General features: G+C 56.3%; 26 protein-coding genes. 23 read left to right on the plus strand and 3 right to left on the minus strand.

Features of this window, described 5'->3' with window-relative positions; genetic code table 11:
- Positions 1–8 precede the first annotated feature (8 nt).
- On the plus strand, positions 9–470 hold the full coding sequence (locus ACZ5Q2_RS13305) for a methyltransferase family protein (RefSeq protein ID WP_156471777.1): 462 nt from the start codon (positions 9–11) through the stop codon (positions 468–470).
- Between the two features lie 10 nt (positions 471–480).
- On the opposite strand, the gene ACZ5Q2_RS13310 is transcribed toward ACZ5Q2_RS13305, so the two are convergent.
- Positions 481–1,395, minus strand: a complete 915-nt coding sequence (locus ACZ5Q2_RS13310) for a pirin family protein (protein ID WP_342630482.1) — start codon at positions 1,393–1,395, stop codon at positions 481–483.
- Between the two features lie 97 nt (positions 1,396–1,492).
- On the opposite strand from ACZ5Q2_RS13310, the gene ACZ5Q2_RS13315 reads away from it, so the two are divergent.
- Positions 1,493–3,208, plus strand: a complete 1,716-nt coding sequence (locus ACZ5Q2_RS13315) for a protein adenylyltransferase SelO (protein ID WP_342630481.1) — start codon at positions 1,493–1,495, stop codon at positions 3,206–3,208.
- Positions 3,209–3,297: 89 nt separating this feature from the next.
- On the opposite strand, the gene ACZ5Q2_RS13320 is transcribed toward ACZ5Q2_RS13315, so the two are convergent.
- The gene (locus tag ACZ5Q2_RS13320; RefSeq protein ID WP_432209999.1) at positions 3,298–3,645 is read right to left on the minus strand and encodes a hypothetical protein; all 348 of its coding nucleotides are present in this window, start codon (positions 3,643–3,645) and stop codon (positions 3,298–3,300) included.
- 146 nt (positions 3,646–3,791) lie between these two features.
- On the opposite strand from ACZ5Q2_RS13320, the gene ACZ5Q2_RS13325 reads away from it, so the two are divergent.
- From ACZ5Q2_RS13325 to ACZ5Q2_RS13420, 20 genes are all read left to right on the plus strand, one after another.
- Positions 3,792–4,124, plus strand: a complete 333-nt coding sequence (locus ACZ5Q2_RS13325; protein WP_432209998.1) for a hypothetical protein — start codon at positions 3,792–3,794, stop codon at positions 4,122–4,124.
- A gap of 3 nt (positions 4,125–4,127) precedes the next feature.
- Positions 4,128–4,472, plus strand: coding sequence for a hypothetical protein (locus tag ACZ5Q2_RS13330; RefSeq protein ID WP_432209997.1), 345 nt, complete (start codon positions 4,128–4,130; stop codon positions 4,470–4,472).
- Between the two features lie 84 nt (positions 4,473–4,556).
- Entirely contained in the window at positions 4,557–6,464 is a 1,908-nt protein-coding gene (locus tag ACZ5Q2_RS13335; RefSeq protein ID WP_432209996.1) for a replication endonuclease, read from the plus strand.
- Positions 6,461–6,664 (plus strand): hypothetical protein, encoded by a 204-nt coding sequence (locus ACZ5Q2_RS13340; protein ID WP_432209995.1) that lies wholly within the window; start codon positions 6,461–6,463, stop codon positions 6,662–6,664. The genes ACZ5Q2_RS13335 and ACZ5Q2_RS13340 overlap by 4 nt, the downstream gene beginning before the upstream one ends.
- Positions 6,661–6,846, plus strand: coding sequence for a hypothetical protein (locus tag ACZ5Q2_RS13345; protein WP_432209994.1), 186 nt, complete (start codon positions 6,661–6,663; stop codon positions 6,844–6,846). The genes ACZ5Q2_RS13340 and ACZ5Q2_RS13345 overlap by 4 nt, the downstream gene beginning before the upstream one ends.
- Complete coding sequence (locus ACZ5Q2_RS13350) at positions 6,839–7,123, plus strand: hypothetical protein (protein WP_432209993.1); 285 nt, start codon at positions 6,839–6,841, stop codon at positions 7,121–7,123. The genes ACZ5Q2_RS13345 and ACZ5Q2_RS13350 overlap by 8 nt, the downstream gene beginning before the upstream one ends.
- Positions 7,120–7,536 (plus strand): hypothetical protein, encoded by a 417-nt coding sequence (locus ACZ5Q2_RS13355; protein WP_432209992.1) that lies wholly within the window; start codon positions 7,120–7,122, stop codon positions 7,534–7,536. The genes ACZ5Q2_RS13350 and ACZ5Q2_RS13355 overlap by 4 nt, the downstream gene beginning before the upstream one ends.
- The gene (locus ACZ5Q2_RS13360; protein WP_432209991.1) at positions 7,526–8,206 is read left to right on the plus strand and encodes a hypothetical protein; all 681 of its coding nucleotides are present in this window, start codon (positions 7,526–7,528) and stop codon (positions 8,204–8,206) included. The genes ACZ5Q2_RS13355 and ACZ5Q2_RS13360 overlap by 11 nt, the downstream gene beginning before the upstream one ends.
- A gap of 327 nt (positions 8,207–8,533) precedes the next feature.
- Complete coding sequence (locus ACZ5Q2_RS13365; RefSeq protein WP_432209990.1) at positions 8,534–9,367, plus strand: major capsid protein P2; 834 nt, start codon at positions 8,534–8,536, stop codon at positions 9,365–9,367.
- Positions 9,368–9,379: 12 nt separating this feature from the next.
- Positions 9,380–9,670 (plus strand): hypothetical protein, encoded by a 291-nt coding sequence (locus tag ACZ5Q2_RS13370; RefSeq protein ID WP_432209989.1) that lies wholly within the window; start codon positions 9,380–9,382, stop codon positions 9,668–9,670.
- A 9-nt stretch (positions 9,671–9,679) separates the two neighbouring features.
- Complete coding sequence (locus tag ACZ5Q2_RS13375; RefSeq protein ID WP_432209988.1) at positions 9,680–9,898, plus strand: hypothetical protein; 219 nt, start codon at positions 9,680–9,682, stop codon at positions 9,896–9,898.
- Positions 9,895–10,275, plus strand: coding sequence for a hypothetical protein (locus ACZ5Q2_RS13380; RefSeq protein WP_432209987.1), 381 nt, complete (start codon positions 9,895–9,897; stop codon positions 10,273–10,275). The genes ACZ5Q2_RS13375 and ACZ5Q2_RS13380 overlap by 4 nt, the downstream gene beginning before the upstream one ends.
- Positions 10,265–10,762: a hypothetical protein gene (locus ACZ5Q2_RS13385; RefSeq protein WP_432209986.1), complete on the plus strand. Its 498-nt coding sequence runs from the start codon at positions 10,265–10,267 to the stop codon at positions 10,760–10,762. Before ACZ5Q2_RS13380 ends, ACZ5Q2_RS13385 begins: the two co-directional genes overlap by 11 nt.
- Before the next feature lie 2 nt (positions 10,763–10,764).
- The gene (locus ACZ5Q2_RS13390; protein ID WP_432209985.1) at positions 10,765–12,234 is read left to right on the plus strand and encodes a hypothetical protein; all 1,470 of its coding nucleotides are present in this window, start codon (positions 10,765–10,767) and stop codon (positions 12,232–12,234) included.
- Positions 12,231–12,647 carry a hypothetical protein gene (locus tag ACZ5Q2_RS13395; protein ID WP_432209984.1) on the plus strand — a complete coding sequence of 139 codons (417 nt, stop codon included), beginning with the start codon at positions 12,231–12,233 and terminating at the stop codon, positions 12,645–12,647. The genes ACZ5Q2_RS13390 and ACZ5Q2_RS13395 overlap by 4 nt, the downstream gene beginning before the upstream one ends.
- Positions 12,648–12,649: 2 nt before the next feature.
- Positions 12,650–13,189: a lytic transglycosylase domain-containing protein gene (locus ACZ5Q2_RS13400; protein WP_432209983.1), complete on the plus strand. Its 540-nt coding sequence runs from the start codon at positions 12,650–12,652 to the stop codon at positions 13,187–13,189.
- Positions 13,186–13,419: a hypothetical protein gene (locus tag ACZ5Q2_RS13405; protein ID WP_432209982.1), complete on the plus strand. Its 234-nt coding sequence runs from the start codon at positions 13,186–13,188 to the stop codon at positions 13,417–13,419. The genes ACZ5Q2_RS13400 and ACZ5Q2_RS13405 overlap by 4 nt, the downstream gene beginning before the upstream one ends.
- The gene (locus ACZ5Q2_RS13410) at positions 13,416–13,622 is read left to right on the plus strand and encodes a hypothetical protein (RefSeq protein WP_432209981.1); all 207 of its coding nucleotides are present in this window, start codon (positions 13,416–13,418) and stop codon (positions 13,620–13,622) included. Before ACZ5Q2_RS13405 ends, ACZ5Q2_RS13410 begins: the two co-directional genes overlap by 4 nt.
- Before the next feature lie 2 nt (positions 13,623–13,624).
- A complete protein-coding gene (locus ACZ5Q2_RS13415; RefSeq protein ID WP_432209980.1) occupies positions 13,625–13,825 on the plus strand; it encodes a hypothetical protein in 201 nt (66 codons plus the stop codon).
- On the plus strand, positions 13,822–13,971 hold the full coding sequence (locus tag ACZ5Q2_RS13420; protein WP_432209979.1) for a hypothetical protein: 150 nt from the start codon (positions 13,822–13,824) through the stop codon (positions 13,969–13,971). Before ACZ5Q2_RS13415 ends, ACZ5Q2_RS13420 begins: the two co-directional genes overlap by 4 nt.
- Before the next feature lies 1 nt (position 13,972).
- Here the strand turns inward: ACZ5Q2_RS13420 and ACZ5Q2_RS13425 are convergent, their stop codons facing one another.
- Positions 13,973–14,464, minus strand: a complete 492-nt coding sequence (locus ACZ5Q2_RS13425) for a DUF3653 domain-containing protein (protein WP_432209978.1) — start codon at positions 14,462–14,464, stop codon at positions 13,973–13,975.
- 353 nt (positions 14,465–14,817) lie between these two features.
- On the opposite strand from ACZ5Q2_RS13425, the gene ACZ5Q2_RS13430 reads away from it, so the two are divergent.
- Entirely contained in the window at positions 14,818–16,209 is a 1,392-nt protein-coding gene (locus ACZ5Q2_RS13430; RefSeq protein ID WP_064227910.1) for a tyrosine-type recombinase/integrase, read from the plus strand.
- The last annotated feature ends 4 nt before the right edge of the window (positions 16,210–16,213 follow it).

Genomic DNA, 16,213 nt, shown 5'->3' on the forward strand with positions numbered 1-16,213 from the left:
AACGACAAGTGAAAGCGCTCGAGCTAAAGGTTCCACCGGTTATCCTGACGCTACTCTTCGGGGCTGCCATGTGGGCAGTTTCCCGGGTGCTGCCTTCCGGGTACTTCGCGTTTCCAGGAAAGGTTCTGCTGTTTGCCGTTGTTTTGATTGCCGGTATTGTCATCGCACTAATGGGCGTTCTCGCTTTCAGGCGCGCCGGTACCACGGTAGACCCACGTACGCCCCACAAGACGAACAGCCTGGTGGTCAATGGCGTGTATCGCCATACCAGAAACCCCATGTATGTGGGGTTCCTGATGATTCTGGCAGCCTGGTGGTTATATCTCGGCAGCGTATTCGCTGCGTTATTGCTTCCGCTCTATGTACTGTATATGAACCGTTTCCAGATCAAGCCTGAAGAGCGTCATATGCGGGACCTGTTCGGAGACCAGTTCAATCAGTACGCGGAGAGGGTTCGGCGCTGGTTGTAAGAGCCTCCTGTTAGCCCGGAAGAGGGATATACTCATCCTCATCGCCAGGAACGGAGGGAAATCGGCTGTTTTCCCAATCACGTTTAGCCTCTTCAATTCTTTCCTTGCGACTGGAAACGAAGTTCCATTCGATAAACCGTTTACCAAGGGGCTCGCCACCAATCACTGCGAGCCGCGTTTCTTCCAAGGCTTCAACGGTGACGCCTTGCTGCTCTGACAGAACGGCCATGGAGAACTCGGGAATCTCCGTTCCGCCTGCCAGGAGCCGACCCTTCGCCACATAGAGACCGCGTTCCTGGGCGTCCGGCAAGGTAAGCTTTTGGCCAGGCTTCAGCCAGGCCTCTATATACAGGGTGTCGGCAAACACCTTCACCGGTGAGGTCTCACCGTAGGCAGTCCCCATCATCACACGAACTGGCACATCACCTACCGACACGGAGGGCACGGTGCTCTCCGGGTAGTGGTAAAAGGCGGGATCGGTTTCTTCTTCCGCCTCAGGCAACGCCAGCCACAGCTGCAAGCCATGGAGTGTGTGATCAGTTGCGGTAATCTCCGGGCGTTCCCGTTCCGAATGCACAATACCATGCCCGGCCACCATCAGATTGATATCGCCCGGGCGGATGGGTTGCAGGCTCCCGAGGGAATCGCGATGCAGTATTTCGCCTTCAAACAGGTAAGTGACCGTAGCGATACCAATATGCGGGTGAGGGCGTACATTGATACCATCCCCCGCAGGAAAATGCGCAGGGCCCATGTGATCAAAGAAAATCCAGGGCCCGATCATCTTTTGCCCCACCACCGGAAGTACCCGCCGCACTGAAAAGCCGCCGAGGTCTCGTTCACGAGGTTGCAGGAGTTGAACCAGAGCGCCGCATTCTTTGGTGATTGGGCAGTCGAATTCGGTTTCTGACGAGGGATTGCTCATGCGGTCTCCAGAGCAGACGAAGAGGCAGGTTGATTGCTCGTAGATTGGTTGCAGGTTAGGGTGTTGTCAAATGAAGATCCCCACACGAGAGTCCACTATGCTGAAACGACCTCCCGGCAACCCGGCCCCCGTGATCACGTCCCTAAACGATCTCGCAGCAATGGCGGACTATTCGCTCATGAACACCCTCAACTGCGATCCTGAGGGAAGAGCAAACGGTGCAGACCATGCGCCCCGGCAGGTGTTTTCAGGACACTATGTTCCGGTCAGCCCCACGCCCATTGAACATCCCGAATACGTGGCGCATGGCAAAAGTCTTTTTCGCGAACTGGGCATCGCCGACACTCTGGCGCAGTCAGAAGACTTTGTGCGGATGTTTTCCGGCGACTTAACGCAGGTTCCAGAGCCGATGCGCAACGTCGGTTGGGCGTGTGGCTACGCACTTTCTATCTATGGCACCGAGTTCTACCAGCAATGCCCGTTCCAGACTGGCAACGGATACGGCGACGGACGCGCCATTTCCGTGCTTGAGGCCGTCATCAACGGCCAGCGCTGGGAAATGCAGCTCAAAGGGGGAGGGCGCACACCCTACTGCCGTGGCGCAGACGGCCGGGCCGTTCTTCGCTCCAGCGTTCGTGAGTTCCTGGCTCAGGAACACATGCACGCGCTGGGTGTGCCCTCATCACGGTCTTTGAGTCTGTACGTGTCCAAAACCGAGAAAGTTCGGCGCCCTTGGTATTCAGAGGGCTCGGGCTCGATTGACCCGGACGTGCTTGTATCCGAGCCCGTTGCGATCTCCACCCGCGTTGCACCGTCGTTTATCCGGGTAGGGCAACTCGAACTCTTCGGGCGCCGGGCCCGTAAGAACGAACACCCTAAGGCCATGGAAGAACTCGAAAAGATCGTCTTGCACCTGATCGATCGTGAGTACGATGGCCTTATCGACCAGACATTATCCACCGCCGAAAAAGTCGTGTTGCTTGCCCGTGAGTTCCGCAGCCGCCTGACGTCGCTGGTGGCGAACTGGATTCGCGTTGGCTACTGCCAGGGCAACTTCAACAGCGACAACTGTGCAGCCGGCGGATTCACCCTCGACTATGGTCCGTTTGGATTCATCGATCTATTCAACCCGCAATACCAGCCTTGGACCGGCGGCGGGCAGCACTTTTCGTTCCTCAACCAACCAGCGGCGGCAGAGCGCAGTTTTCATTCGTTCTGCACGGCGTTGCGGCCGTTATTAGAGGCGCATCCGGATTGCTTGCAGCAACTCGACAAAATCCAAAGCGATTTTCCGCTGGTCATGCAGGCAGAAATAGAAAAGATGTGGGCCGCCAAACTTGGGCTGGATGCGTTCGACGAGGGCTTGTTCCGGGAGCTTGCAACCTTGATGGTGCACACGCCCGTCGATTACACCATGTTCTTCCGTGAGCTTTCAGCAGTGCCTGACGATGTCGAATCACTTCAGAAAAGCTTCTACAGAAATCTGGCGGGTGCTACGAACCCGGAGGGTCTGGAACAACGCTGGTCAACATGGCTCGCAAACTGGAAATCGCTCACTGGGTCTGTTGACCGTGAGGTGCTTTCCCGCCAGATGAAACTCGTCAACCCGAAGTACAGTTTGCGGGAGTGGTTCGTTGTGCCTGCCTATCAGCAAGCGGCAGAGGGAAATTACGAGTTGCTGCGAGATTTGCAGGAAGTGATGACACGGCCATACGCAGAGCAGTCGACGGATGTTGAGGACAAATACTACCGTCTGAAGCCGTCGGAGCTATTCGCGGTTGGTGGATGGTCACACTATAGCTGCTCGTCGTGATGGGGCCCGGTATCGCCATTTAGATGGTTGTCGATAGTGTGCAAATGAACCAGAACCACCACATCAAACTGCGCATAATGTATAGGTCGTTAAAGGGTTGTGTAACCCGAAACCATCGGGGCCAAAAAAAAGAAAAGGGCAGGCAAAACAAGGACTAAGGCCGTTCCGGTACGTTTCAAAACCTCTTCGTAATAGTTTCTCGTTGCGCGACTCTTTGCCTTCTCCAAGTGTAGTTCTGTGATCACTTCCACGGCATCAAGCCCGCACAGGTCAGCCAGGCGCGCCGCCGCTTCATCACCTAAACCGACTTTGCCATTACTCCAACGGCTTACACATGCCTTTGAAACCTGCAATAGCTGGGCAATCCGGTAATCAGAGCAGCCGTTGTACTTGGCCCGGAGAATATCCAGGTATTTCTTAGTGGCCGAAGTTTCCATTTGTCCTCCAGATTCGCGTTACGCGACTAATAACGAAATGTAGACCCTTTGCAACAGATCGGAAAGGTTAACTAGTATGTGACCCAGGGTTACCGGATGGTTAACCGGAGACCCGTTAACGAAAAATCACCGAAGGGGAAACCGTTATGGAAATTCAAGAAATGTCATTCTGGGAACTGGCGCTTGAAGCAATCGACGCAGAGCAGCGAATTATGGAAGCGGAAGCCGAGCTTGCCGAGATGCAGGAAAAGGCAAAGCCGGTAGCCGAAGCGCTGAATGAATTGATTGCCAAGGGTATCGAGTGCGGAGAGATCGAGCCGGGCCGCTACCAGTGGGGTAACGATTTCCTGTACCTGCACGAGAATGGCACGTTTTCAGTTCAGTCCATGCCAAGGGGCCGGACCGTATCAGAGTTGCCCGGTTATAAGGCATGGTCTGACAAGATTGACCGCAAGAAAAAACAAGACGTTGAGGGCTGAACCATGGAAATGCACCCAGTCCAAACCATCACCGAAATGGCCCTATTGCGGGCCGATTTTTACCGCAGCAAAACCGCCGCCGAACTCCGCCAGGATATGCGCGAATGGGTACGCCAAGGGGTAGACCCGAAAGAAATCACGTTTTGGGAAACCCGGTCAGGCCGCTTCCGGCTGATCGTTTGCGACGTTGCCGGGATTGGCCGCGCCAATGCGGGCCGCGCCTGGGCACACATGACCGAAGACACCCGCCAATCAATCCGCGTTGCCCTCCGGGAACTCAAAACCGTAATAGCCGATGGCATGAACTGGCGGCGGCTGGAAGTACAGACCCGGCGGGGAGTGGCGTGAAGAAACGGCACCGCGAAAACATGGCCCTGTTCGGGGCCATTTTTTTGTTCATCTATGTTTCAGGATTGTCAGGGGAAATAGAGCATGGGGCAGGCGCTACAGTGGCACGGGCTGAACTCGCAGGAATGGGCACAAATTGCGCCGATAGACCGGCACGAAGTGGCCCGGCTATGCCGCAAGCATGGCGAAATGGGAAAGCCACTGGCACAGGATTACATGCGGGCCGCTCGTCGTGAAACGTTCTCCAGCGCCGGGGCCGCGCTGGATCGTTTGCGCCTGCTCTCCGGGGAACTGGAATTGGGCAAAACCGGCTTAACCGTCACCGTGCACGATGGCGAGTTGAAACGATGGTGCGAACGTCACGCCGATGAAATCGCCGGCAGTTGCGACGACTGGACGCGCCGGGCCGGGGTGGTGGAAGCATGGCGGTATGCACAAAAGCGGGTAGAAGAGTGCGGGCTCACGTTCCCGGATGGCGACATGCCAAAAAACCCGACCAAGCAGGATTACGCCACCGTATTGGCCCGCGTGTTTGATGCCAAATGGTGGCGGCTCCAGGTGCGCAAGTTGCAGGCCCGGAAAATTGAGGCCGTGGCCCGTGAGATCCAGTTGGTACACAAAAACGCCGGCATTTACGCCAGCCATGCCACCGTGAACCGCCGCAGGGCCCAGAAGGCCCGCAACCGGGAAGCGTTAACGAACATGGAAGCCGTTAACGATGCCGGCGAGGCAATCAACCTGCTGGAACTGGCAAAAAGCAGCGTAGCCAACCCCGTTAACAGGCGGGCGGAACTCATGGTACGCATTAAGGGATTTGAGCAGTGCGCCGAAGCCGCCGGGCATGTGGGGCTTTTCCTGACCCTGACCGCGCCGAGCAAATATCACCGCATGACCTACATCAAAAAGCTGGGCACCGCCTACCCGAACAAGAAATACCAGGGCTATACACCGCGCCAGGCACAGGGCTATTTCTGCGAGGTGTGGTCACAAATCCGGGCCAAGTTATGGCGCGAGGGTATCCGGCCGTATGGCTTTCGAGTGGCGGAACCGCATCACGACGGCACGCCACACTGGCACCTGTTGCTGTTCGTTGATCCGAAAAAGGCCGGGCAGCTTGAAGCCATCGTTAGGGACTACGGGCTGAAGGAAGACGGGGAAGAGTTCGGGGCCAAACAGCGCCGCGTAACCACCGTTCGCATTGATCCAGACAAGGGCAGCGCCGCCGGCTACATAGCCAAGTACATCTCAAAGAATATAGACGGTCACGCCATGGATGAAGACCTATACGGCAACCCGGCGGAAGACTCCGCCGCACGAATCGACGCATGGGCCGCCGCCTGGGGGATTCGCCAGTTTCAACAAATCGGGGGCGCGTCCGTCACGGTATGGCGCGAACTCCGCCGCCTGCAATTCGATCTTGAAGCCGCACACACCCACGGCATGGACAACCTGGCCGACGAAGACCGGGCCAAGGTGCTGCAAGCGTGGTTTGCGGCAGACTCCGCCGATTGGGCTGCATACACCATGTTACAGGGCGGTATGACCGTTCGCCGGGATGAACAGCTAATCCGCACACAGTACGAGGATGATGGGCTAGGCCAGTATTACCAGCCGGTCAAGCGCCTGACCGGCATCATTGCCGGGGCCGTGCAATCCATCGTAACCCGCGTAACCCGTTGGACGATCCAGCGGGCCGGCACCGCCGCCAAACTGGCGGGCCACTTCGAAGACGGAACAGAACTAACCCGCTCCGAAAAACGGGCGGAATCGCTGCAAGCATGGCAAGAGCAGTTTGGGCCCCGTACTGGTTGTACCTGGGGGCACGAAGGGGAGCCGGAGCGGCCCGCGCCGTTCTCCGGTTTGCCGTTGAAGGCGGCATTTGCCGCCGCTTGGACTCGTGGCAATAACTGTACGGGGGCGAAGCCGCCGGGCGGTTATTGGCCTGCAACGCGCCCGCCAGGGGGCGGCGCATCAATGGGGGTAACTGGATGACGCGGGCGAAGATCACAAAAACGCCGGATTGGGTGAAGGCCAGGAACGGCGGGAATCACCAGTGGTGTCTTTTCGTGCCGAATGCGAACCGGGGCGACCATCACCCGGCCTATTTGGTGGCGCAAGTGTCGAACGATCTGGAAGGGCTGAAAGCCTGGGCGGAATTTTGCGGATATTTGGATGTAGAGGTTGAAAAATGAAAGAGCTATTTGAAGACGTGGTAAGGGAAATTAAGGCGCTGAAAAAGGCGCCCATGTTACTGAAGGCCCAGATTGCCGAAAAAACGGTGATCAAAGCCGCTCAGACCATGGAAAGCATGATTGAAGAAATCGACACCTTGAAAGCCAGGGTGAAGGAACTGGAAGGGGGCGACCGTGGCTAATCCAACCATTGGCAGCATCAGATGCCCGCTGGGTGACGGTTGCACCGGGGAGGTGCGCCAATACGCCCGGGGCAAACGAAAATATTACTGGGTATGTGATCACGGCATGATCACGCCAAACCTACCGGCGGGGCAGGCATTCATCGAAAAGCACATGAAAGCCATTGAGGGCCAGCCAGAGAACACGCCAGCGCCGGAACAACCAGCGCCGGAAACCAAGCCGAAGGCCAAAAAGAAAAGCCTTCTGTCCGCATTGTGGGAGGACGACGACGAATGAACGAGGAAAACCAGAACCAGGGCGAAACCGGGGCCGCGATTGACTCCGAGGAAATCGCCAAGATATCGGCAGAGCTGGAAGCGGAACAGGCCGAAGAACAGGCCGGCGAACTCATGGAACAGCGCGAAGGCCCGGGCACGGCTGAAATGCTGTTCCCGCTGGTGTCGTTTGGCTGTGACCTTGCGTGCCCAAACTACCAGATTCAAAAACCCGAAAAGCAGGCTTTGGCCGAAAGCTATGGCGAACTGGTGGATAAATACTTCCCGGAGGGAATCGGGGCGTGGGGCGTGGAGCTGAACGCGCTGTTGGTCACCGCCGCCATTTTCGGGCCACGGGTAGCCAAAGGCATCCCGGCACGGGAACCGAAGGAAAAGCAACCGGAACAGGGGGAGACGGTAGCCGATGAGGATTGATACCACGCTGAAAGCGGCAATTCAGGTGGTGTGCGGTTCGTCGGGCTCAGGTAAAAGCGTAACGATAAAAAAGCGGTTGCAGAAAGAAAAGCGCTTAATCATCTGGGATGTCGACGACGAGTACACCGGGGAAATGGGCATACCGGGCTGTCAACGATTTACGTGTTTGCGGCAACTGGCTGACCGGCTTAGAACGGCAAAGGCGGGAAAATTTGCCTATGTCGGCAAGCCTTCCGATTTCAACAATTGGTGCCGGCTCGTTTTCGCCTGGGGATACTGTGCGGCGGTTGCCGAGGAAACCGCCGGGGTAACGTCACCAGCGAAGGCGCCGGAGGGGTGGCACACTCTGGTAAGCCGTGGCCGGAAAAGGGGGATAAAACCGTTGGTAGGGGTAACCCAGCGCCCGGCGGAATCCGATAAAACAATCATGGGTAACTGTTCATCCATTCAGTGCGGTCTGTTAACCAGGGCGAAAGACAGAAAATACATGGCGGATGAATTAGATATCCCCGTGGAATACATAACGCGATTGGGGGAAGAAGAATACATAAGGCTAGAAGTCAGAAAAAAAGCCTATTTCCACGGGAAAATCACCACGCCCCCGGAGGGAACCCCGAACCCGTTAACGAAAGTCAGAATCAAAGAAACGCCGTTAACGATTGAGCGATAAAAAAACGGTGGTGCAACCTGTTTTTGCCGTATAGGTTTCAGGTTGCACAACCATTAACCACGGGGGAGCCATGACGGCGAAACACTTGATCTTTGGGGTGGTCGTTTCCGCGCTTGGCGTAGTCGTGGGCGAGTATCTGAAACGGGAGATTTTCCAGAATGAAGCCTAACAAAACTGTACTGAAAGCCGTGGGTTATTCCCTGCTGGCGATGATGATCGTTCACCGCGTGGCCGCAGCCGCTCCGGTCAAAAAGATCATTTACGGCAACTGATTGGCAATTTGACCAATCAGTGACCTGAAACGAACAACGCAAAAAGGGCAGAACCATGGCGAAAACGCCTTACAGAATCCCGATGCGCATCACCTCCGGTAACGGTGTGGCCGCTGGCAATACCACTACCTACGATATGCCCATCGGTTACAAGTATCTGAATTTCGATCTGGTGATTGGCGGCACGATTGACCGTAATAAGCTGGTTATCCGCCACCGGGTAAACGGTGAGGTTATCCAGGAATACACCGCCGCAGACCGGGACGCAATGAACCAACACGACATGATCCCGGCGGAATCCGGCGTGCTGTTCATCCCGCTGAACACCGAAAACATGAAAACCCGCGACGGCGAGGAAATGACCGGTATCAACACCGGTTCCCGCGACCAGAACGGGCGCTACATCAGCAAGTACACCGTTGAAATCGACGTTCCCGCAGACGCCACCAATCCGGCGCTCGATCTGTTCGCGGACGTGGATGAAGCCGCGCCGGGTGGCCCTGGCCTGATTCCGCGCCTGTTGAAGTTCCCCTATGACCTGAATGCCGGTGAGCGTCAGATTCGCGACCTCCCGAAAGGCGGGGTGAAGTTCGCACGGGTGCGCCGCATGTTCGTGAAGGCGGCCACGGCCAACATCGGACTTCTGAAAGTGGAACTCGATCAGAAGAAACACTTTGAGCGCACCGACGCGGTAAACCGAGCCGCTCAGGCCCGCGCCCGCCGTAACCCGCAAACCGGCTGGTATGTGATCGACCGCACCGAAAAGGGCTACGCGGGCGACCCGTTCCCCCTGACCGGCGTGAGTGATTTCGCGCTGATCATGGAAGTCGGCACCACCCAAGCGAACTGCCCGATTTACGTCGATTACGTGGGCGGCCTGGGCAACTAATAGGGGGAATCCATGGAAGAGCTCGACCTTTCATGGGCTGACCTTGGGGGCACCCTTTCCGGCGCCATGAATACGGTAGTGAATGGCTGGGCCGAAGGCACCGCCAACAAGCTACGCGGTTCAGACGGCGGAAAGGCTCAGCCAACCACGGCAGACCAGTACGATAGAACCGTTGTCACGCCAACGGACGGCAGCGCCCAGCGCGTGGCCAATGAAATCAGCGGCACCCTTGGGGATGCGAAATGGTGGGTAATCGGTGCGTTCGCCCTCGGGGTGGCCGCGTTCGTTTACTCCCGAAGCTAAGGGGGCGCGATGATTCCAGGTATCGGGGGTGTATCAACCGGCGGCGGCGGGCTGCAATACTCCGGCGGGACGCAGGCCAGCGAGGCAGGCGGCGACCAGTACGGCGGCGGTGGGCACATTTTCAACTTCGGGCCACCACCGCAAACGGGGCTTTCCGGCATCAACGTCAATCAGATTGCCCTGTATGGCGTGGCCGCGCTGGTGTTGTGGGTGGCGCTCAAACGATGACCTTTGAGCAAGTGCCATGGTCAGACACCGCCGGGCAAGCCTTGCGCAACGCCGCCGGGAGCCCGGCGGTTTTGTGTCAGGCCGAAGCCGAGGTAAGGGCGGGCCGGGCGCAACTGTGGCAACACCGAACGCCAGGGCATAAACGGCCATACACCTATGTGGTCACACGGGTAGAGCGGGACGAAAGCGGGGGCCGGGAGTTGGTGGTGTGGCTGGGTGAGGGCACCCACACGCGCACCGTGATCAAGTGGGCAACCGCCCTGGCCAAAGCCAACGGCATGACCGCCAGGGCGCACATTACAGATAACCGGCTTTGCCGAATCTTTCAGCGGCTGGGCTGGCACGAAACAGAGCGGGTAGTTTGTTATGGGCGGTAGCTCCAAAAGCAAAAGCAGCAATACCAGCGAAGAGTACATCTTCAATAACGCCGATTACGCCGGGGGCGGGGGCGAATCCGCCGCACTGGCCGGAAACATCAACCTCGCCCGCTCTGAGTTGAGCCTGGGCGACGTGACCTTGACCGACGCCGGGGCCATCGCCGCCGGGGCTGATATCGCCAAAGCCGGCATTGCAAAAACGGGTGAAAGCTACAAGGCGCTATTGGAAACCTCGGAAAATCTCGTGGGCGACGGCTATGACGCGCTGCTAGGGACACAGGAATTTGCCAAGGATTCACTGGCCCGCGCCGTGAACTTTGCATCCAGTGCGAACCAGGGCATTAGCGAACAGCTCGACCGGGTTTTGAGCTACGCGAACAGCTCGACCCGCTCAGATACCTCGCAAGCCTTCGAAAACATCACAAAGTGGGGCCTGATCGCCTCCGGCACCGTCGCGGCGGTGTGGCTGCTGAATCGTAAGGGGTAAGCATGGCAGGCGATACCAAAGCATTTACCATTCCCGCCGGTGGAACCTATCCCATCAACGGCAACGGGGAAACCTACATTTTCTGCCAGTTCGCGGATCGGCCAATCAAGGTAAAGATTGCCGGTAAAACCGTGACCATGAGGGCCGGCGGGTATCAGGAATTTGAACCGCTGACCGGGCCGAATGCCCGTGTGGAGTTCGAAAACACCGACCCGGACAACCCGGCGGCGGTGATCTTCATCCTGGGAACTGGAACCTATGATGAAAAAATCATTCGCGGTGAAGTAAGCATAACGCCGGTTTTAAAAAATGCCGATGGCACCACCAAAACAGATACCCGGTACACACTGGAAGTGGACCTAGTGCCAACGAAATTAACTACCGTAACCTATCAGGCCGATGATGTGATCGATTCGGTCGACTTGCGGCCGCTGGTCGAGGCTGATGGCGAGTTTTTCCAGGGGGTTTACGATGGCCATGTTTTCAAGGTGGGCGAAAACATCGCGGTGGCTGTGACCAACAACGCGGCCAACGATGGCGAGGTGTTGATTTTTGGCAAGAACATGAACCTGATTACAACGGTGAATCTGGCGCTGGATTATCAGCGAACTGACAGCGCTTGGCATCCGAAATTAGGCTATTTGACGGTCCGAGATGATGCCAACACCGAAATAAAAAAGGCCAATTCTGACCAGAGCTTCACCACCATTTTCACGGCGGATTACACCATTACGTCGTTTTGTTGGGTGGAGAAAACCAACAACTTTTTGCTGTATTACGAAAGACAGGGACTGGTTGAAGAATACAACGATGGCTTTGGTCTGGTGCGTTCGTTTTCGGTTGTGCCGGTAACCGGGGAAAACAGTTGTATCCGGTATAACAAGGATCGGGATTCAATCTGGTTTAAATATGGGAACGTCAGCAGCTTGCAAGAATTGGACTATGACAGCCTGGCCGAAATCACCAACCGAGAGTTTCCGGACCTGCCCAACATCAAAAGTTTCTGCCCGGTGAACAATTTGCTGTTTGCCGCCACGGAATCACTCGCTCCGAACGGATACCAGGCCAGGACGCTGTATAAGCAAGCCCTAGTCGATTTTTCAACCAAGCCCGTGTTCAAGGCCGTTCGCGCCGGATGCGGGGTGGTAGACGGTCTTTATGTGAGTCAGGGAACAGCGCAAGTGTTTGCGGCCTTGGAAGTCACTGAGCTGCAAACCGGCATCAAAGTATCCGGAGAACTGGTTAGGGCGGCATTAGAGTGGTATTTCAGGCGAAAGATGGGAAATCAATACTTGGATCACGTCTACGCGGTGGACTTTTCCAGGGATGAAAACGGGCTGAACTTCAAGCCGGTATCCACCGGAAACGAAACCTTTAAGCGGGCCAACGTGGCCGACGATTTCGCCACCCTATTACCGGGGCGGGTCGTAATCACCATTGATAACGAATTGCCTGTGGAGGGCGCTCTGTGAGTATTTTAGCCGGGAAAACGCAACTGAATTTTGAACCAAAAATGCCGGTCGCATTGGACACGGTGGCGACAACAAGCACGCCGGACGCCATGGCAACGGAAATCGGGCCGCTCGTGGCTCTGAACTACAGGCCGGCGCGTTTCCAGTTTCTGGGCCGGCTGGATGCGCAAGCCACCCAAGGGGAGGCCGTCGTAAAGCTGACCGCCGGATCGACAATTGTCTATTCGCAAACCATTGCGCTGAACGGCGTTACTCAGTTTTCAAACGATGTCGGCGTGGACCTGTCAGGTGTGAACGGTGAAACCGTTCTCAAAACTGAAGTAGAGGTAACCAGTGCAGCCAATGCAGGCAGAACACTGCAGCTAGATAGCCGGGTAGAGATTTCGGTTCCCGGTATCTCTACGGGATGCTAACCATGGGCGCCCTCATCGGCATAGCCGCCGGGGCGCTACTGCTGGCAGTCGTTTTCAGGGGTAACGCCATGACCAATACAACGGACGGACGCGGCACCAATACACCAGGGCGCAACCCGCGTCCCGGCTGGCAACCGCCGGAGCGGGCCGCGCCGTATCTCGACATAATCCGGGAAACGGAAGAGGCCGAAGGGCTCCCGTTCAACCTGCTGGCCCGCGTGCTGTATCAGGAATCCCGGTACAGGCCGGACATCATCGACGGTCGCACCGTGTCCAGTGCCGGAGCGCAAGGCATTGCGCAGATTGTCCCGCGCTGGCATCCGAACGTAGACCCGTTGGACCCGGTGGCGGCGATTCGCTACGCCGGTGGCTATCTGAGGGATCTGTATTCCATGTTTGGCAATTGGGAACAGGCGTTAGCCGCGTACAACTGGGGGCCAGGGAATCTTTCGAAAGTGAAGAATGACCCGAACTGGCTAGCCAGGGCGCCACTGGAAACCCGCAACTACGTAACGCAGATCGGGGGCGATGTTCTCGCATGAGTTTCACCAACAAACAGCTAATTGGCATCGGTATCGTGGGGTTTCTGACCCTGTGGTATCTGAAAAATAAAACCGTCGAAACGGTGAAAGATGTCGGCAACGCCGTGAACCCGGTAAACCCGGATAACGTCATCAACAGATGGTTTAACGAGGCGTACCAGGGCGTGACCGGCTCCAAAGGCACATTGGGCACAGACCTGGCCGACTACTTCCACGGAGTAGACGGATGAGAAAAGCTATTCCGCTCGGCCTGCTGGGCTTCATCGTCGGCGCTGTGGCCGGGCTGGCGTGGGGCCGCAAGGCCAAAAGCAACATAGGCGAGGCCGTGAGCACGGACATTTCCGGCGGGGTGGTCACCGTGCAATTTGACGCCAAACAAGCGGCCAAATCCGGGCTGGCCGATGAACTGCAAGACTGGGTGAACAGGTGGTAAGCGTGGGTGAAGTAGAAACGCTGGGATTAATTGCCGCCGGGGGTGGCTTGGGTGGCTTCGGGGGCGCGTGGGCGGCCATCAAAGTGCACATTCATTACATCAATCAGCATCAGGAACGGCAAGATCAGGACATTGCCAGAGTAGAGGCAAAGGCCGATCTGGCGCACGATCGTATAGACCGACTGCAAGGGGCGAAAGTATGAAGTGGCTGAAAAACCTGTGGGGCTCAAGCGCCCGCAAATACATTATCATTGGCCTGCTGGCCGCAACCGGTGTCGGCGCTCCGGTGGCGGTCTCCGTGGGCACCGCAGTAGACCAGGGCATCACCGAACTGGAAACCGCCGAATAACTCAGGGAATGTCTGAACGATTCGCCCGGCTCAGGTCGGGTTTTTTTGTGCCCGGAAACCGCACCACATTGCCCGGCAGTCTGTTGGCCTGTAAATACTGCACCGCTTCACGGAGTTGCCGGTTTTCCACCGTCAGGCGCGCCACATCCCGCTGTAATTCGCCGTTCAGTTGCTTCAGGTAGGTCAGGCCCAGCAATTCACCCGCGCAAAACGTCCAGCCATTGGGGGCCGTGAGGCGCCCGGTTTCATCCACATGCCAGCCTTGCCATGCCTCATGGGGTATCAGGCCCAGGGCTCGGGAGTACAGAACCGCACGGGTGCGGGCGTCGATCTGCTGCGTCCCGGCAATCCATTTGTAGACCGTTTTCACCGACACCCCGGCCAGTTCCGCCGCCAGTTTGGGCGGCAGATACCGGACGTGACGGCCGTATTCGACCCGCAGGCATCGCTGGCCGGGCCGGTAGGTGTAACTTTTCTTAGACGGAGTTTTCATAACAGGGAACCACAAAAGTTTCCCGCCGTTATTAAAAGTGGTCATTATTTCGTCCATTTCCTTTTGAAGTCTAAAGAAACCCGGAGACTACCGGGCGGACGAATAAACAATCACTTACAGGCGGGCGGGTGTGTCAAAGTTGGTAAAATCCGCCCCGTTCTTGATGTTGGACACTGCGCGTAATGTATATTATGTTAAAGGGACTGTGGTGTAGCTTTTTGTTCATGAGATTTTGAGTAGTTACGGCCAAATCCACTAACTGTGCGCTCTCCTGCAAATATCACCAAAAATTCTCCTTTTTTCTTACACGCGGTCTTATAGTCGGTTCATACCCACCCATGGACAGTGTGGAAATGAGTGTCAAGGAACGGTTCCAGCTCAAGAAATTTTCCTATCATGGTCAACTTTCGGTCGTCGTAATTGATTCCGGTTCAGACCTGCCCGCGTTATTGCCTCTTCTGTACTTACACAGCTGGGGGCTTTCGAAAGCGATCAATACCGTTAAACAGCACCTGGTCTCTGTTTGCCAGTGGTACAACTATTGGCACGAGAAACATCAAAAGTCGTTCGATGAGGCTATTTTCGATAATAACCTGACTAGAATTCGAGAGCTCGTTCCGCTCCTGGCTCTGGACTCAGCTTTGATTGATTATTCCGGCTTCGCCACTTACGTCGATTCAGGAAGAAACCAAGTAGATGCCAACTGGAACGAAGATCTCCCGCCCGAGCCTGCCATCGCTGATGCTACTCGCGATGTGCGGCTTGGCTGCGTGACACAGTTTTTGCTGTTTCTTGCAAGACGGTATGTTTCCTCTCGATATACACAGCTTAATTCGAGAGAACAAAGGACAACCCTCGACAGCTACCGTTTTCGGCTACACGCCACCCGCCGCGAGGCATGCGGTCGACTTAACACCCGAAGCGGGAAACCGTTTTCTAAACAGGCTCAGGGCCAGCTAGTAGCGAGAGAGCGCAGTTTAACTACTGAAGAAGTCCTCGCGATTACTTCCTGCTCGCGCCCGTCGACTTCAAGAACTTTAAATGCATTGAATCCCTGGCAAAAACACGTGGATAGGTCTCAGGTCGCTGCAGTGCAAATCCGCAATCACCTGATGATCAGACTTTTACTTCACTACGGACTTCGACTCGGCGAGTTGTTGTTGCTTCGCGTAAAGAGCCTCGTTCCATACTCTTCTGGCACTGGACATGCTGTAGCAATCACCAATTATGAGGGTTCTGCCGATCCAAGAACCGTCGCGCCAAAGCTCAAAAACGCTTGGTCAGAGCGGCTTATACAACTAGCACCGGAGGACGTGAAACTTTGGGAGCTTTACGTTGACCATCTCAGAGGTGGACCCACCCACCCGTTTTTATTGGTCAACACTAGGAAAAGTCGCAACCCTCTATCATTACGCACCGCGCAGGACGTAGTTGACGCTCTGTATTGTTCAGTAAAGCAACACTTCCCTCACCTGTGCTGCGCTGAGCTGGGAGGAACCTTGGTTACGCTCCACCCTCACATGTTTCGGTTCACGTGGGCAACGGATACCTTTGAGGCCTTGGTCGAACGGGACGGATGCGATTTTGAGTTGGCCAAGGATCGACTTCGCCAGCTAGGCGGATGGAGCGAACAAAGCCCGATGCCACAAAAGTACGCTGCGAGGTATATCGCTAAGAGCGCAAATTTGGCAAATGTCCGACGCGTCAGGGCGCAACGCAAGATATACAAACCGGAACAATTCTAAAAAG

This window comes from Marinobacter alkaliphilus (genome assembly GCF_055394375.1).